Source organism: Methylobacterium sp. WL116, assembly GCF_008039455.1.
GTDB lineage: Bacteria > Pseudomonadota > Alphaproteobacteria > Rhizobiales > Beijerinckiaceae > Methylobacterium.
On the sequence record NZ_VRUV01000888.1, the window covers coordinates 1 to 1,134 of the forward strand.

Annotated in this window: 1 protein-coding gene; it reads right to left on the minus strand. The window is 66.3% G+C overall.

Features of this window, described 5'->3' with window-relative positions:
• Window positions 1-551: 551 nt before the first annotated feature.
• A partial coding sequence (locus FV223_RS28210; RefSeq protein WP_147729950.1) for an AraC family transcriptional regulator occupies window positions 552-1,134 on the minus strand: 583 nt, incomplete at its 5' end.

Below are 1,134 nucleotides of genomic sequence, written 5' to 3' on the forward strand. Positions count from 1 at the left end.
CTCGATGCTCCCGTCGTCGGATCGCCCAACTCCGACGGGTCTCGCCTCGAAGCCGCCCTCGACCTTCACGAACACGATCGGCTTGCCCGCGATGGTCTGGATCGCCGCGGACGGGACGGACGAGCCGGGATCGTCTTGCGGGTGCAGGCATCGTTGTTCGCAAGATCCAGCATGCGGGTTCCCGTGCGACGCGCTCGAGGGGCGTAGGATAATCGATCTATGAGTTACAGTATATTTTGAATAAATACCTTACAAAGACCGTTCGCTATATATTCGGCAGCTCCGATCCGGCGACGATGCAGGATTTGGACCTGCCCTCGAGACCGCCGATCGATGAGAGACCGGACATCGAATCCAAAATGGGATCGAAGTTGCACTCACATACGTTGGTATCCGATTTTAAACTATAAGTGTCAAATTCGCGCGATATTTATACTGTCTTGCGCTATATTGATAGCCAGCCCCGATAGGGCCCCGGCGCTCGGCCGGCAGGCCTCCGCATCCGGGCCCGCGGCCGAAGCGCCGCGGGCCCCTCACCGCCCGGGGCGCATTCAGCGCGGCCGGCCGGCGTCGCGCCGCGTCTCGGACGGCGCGCAGCCGTACAGCCGCCGGTAGCGCTGCCCGAAATCGCTCATGTGGACGAACCCCCACCGCGCCGCGACCTCGGCGATCGAGAGCGTCGCGCCGCCGCGCGCGGTCAGGTCGTGGTGGACCTTCCGCAGGCGGCGATCGATGATGAACTGCACCGGCGTCTGCCCGATCGCCTGCCGGAACCTGTCCTGCAGCGAGCGGACGCTGATCCCGGCCGCGGCCGCGATGTCGGCCAGCGTCAGCGGGTCGGACAGGTGCGCCTCGATGTAGTCGAGGGCGGCGCGGATGCGCCGGAGCGGCACGTCCTGGCTCTCCTGCGGCGCCGGCATGTCCCGCTTCGGCCAGACCGAGAGCAGCTGGTAGCTCAGGATCTCCTGGATCAACGGGACGATCAGGTTCCCGCGCCGGCTCGGTCCGTGGCTGTGCGCATGGATCTGCCTCAGGGTGCAGAACAGCATCTGCATGCCGGGGGTCGTCATCGCGGCGATCGGCGCGAGCGGCGCGAAGCCGCGGTCGCCGCCGCCCGTCAGCGCCGCGTTGGCG